Genomic DNA, 613 nt, shown 5'->3' with positions numbered 1-613 from the left:
CCGCACACCGTTTTCATCAATCGGCGTCGGCGGTTAGGAAGCCTGTTCCGGCTCACGTGTTGCCACAGGTTGTGACGTTTCATTCGTCGGCTCTTCAGCCCCTGCCCGTACACTCAACGGATGACACGGCAGCAGCAGCATATTCATCAGCATGTCCGCAGGCAGCGGGGTTGGCATCCGCACCTCGCACTGCGCCACCCCACCCCAGTGCACCGTCATCGCGTCACCGGCGTTAATGCCGCTCAGGTAGACGCTGCCGCCGTCGTTGACAAGACCGGTCACCTGTTTGCGCGCGTTCATCACCGTCGCGCCAAACGGTGGCTCGCTGCCGTCGGCCAGTTTGATGACCGCCATCGCCTTGGCGCCGGCAATCACATCAAACTTCCGATAGCCTATGGCCCCTTCGGTCAGCGTCGCCTGTACCACCGATTTTGTTGCTTCGGCGTTATCACCCAACTGGTTCAAATCGATGCTCGCCTTGTTGCGGTAGTAGCTGTTCACATCGCCGATGACCGCCTTGCCCCAGGCGTTGGTCCGGCTGGTGCTGCCATAACCCCGCACCGGCACGTCCGGTACCCCCTGGGTATCAATCAGCATCCGGGTGCCGCCCGCC

Annotated in this window: 1 protein-coding gene; it reads right to left on the bottom strand. The window is 62.0% G+C overall.

Annotated features, from left to right (window positions below):
- Positions 1-33: 33 nt before the first annotated feature.
- Positions 34-613, bottom strand: a 580-nt coding sequence (locus QZQ97_RS24490; RefSeq protein WP_311995512.1) for a fimbria/pilus outer membrane usher protein, incomplete at its 5' end; no start/stop codon positions are given.

Source organism: Serratia sp. root2, from assembly GCF_031931805.1.
GTDB classification, from domain to species: Bacteria; Pseudomonadota; Gammaproteobacteria; order Enterobacterales; family Enterobacteriaceae; genus Serratia; species Serratia inhibens.
Note: the sequence above shows the minus strand (reverse complement) of the source record. Positions and strands in the feature narration are given on the sequence as shown.